This window comes from Micromonospora sp. MP36 (assembly GCF_008119785.1).
In the GTDB taxonomy this organism is placed as follows: Bacteria; Actinomycetota; Actinomycetes; order Mycobacteriales; family Micromonosporaceae; genus Micromonospora.
The window spans coordinates 1-416 of sequence record NZ_VSFA01000309.1; the positions used below are offsets into that span (position 1 = coordinate 1).

Annotated in this window: 1 protein-coding gene; it reads right to left on the reverse strand. The window is 64.4% G+C overall.

Annotated elements, in window-relative coordinates; all coding sequences use genetic code 11:
- On the reverse strand, positions 1-416 hold a 416-nt coding region (locus FXF52_RS41305; RefSeq protein WP_148805089.1), incomplete at both ends, for a C39 family peptidase.

The following is a 416-nucleotide window of genomic DNA, read 5'->3' on the forward strand; positions in this document are numbered from 1 at the left end:
GAGTCGGCGATGGTGACGGTCTTCCCGTTGTCGCGGTAGCCGACGACGCTGATGTAGTGGCCGCCTTCGAAGGAGTGGGTGTTGCCGTCGGTGTCGGTGGCGGTGCCGGCGATGTTGGCGACCACGGCCCGGCCGTCGTCGATGGTGCGGACGATGTCGGCGCGCAGGGTGTCGGTCTGCTTGTCGTCAGCCTTGGCGTCCTTGATTTCCACCGAGTGGTAGGCGTCCTTCTTGCCCGTTTCCTTGTTCAGGACGGGGGTGATGTCGTTGATGCTGTTGGTGCCGTTCTCGGTGGTGCCCATTTCCTTGGCCATGGCGTCGACGTCGATGTTCTTGCCCTGCACCGACAGTGCGTTGCGGGTGGCGGCGGGGCCGCAGTAGTAGAAGTTCGGCTGGGCCTCGTAGCGCACGTTCAG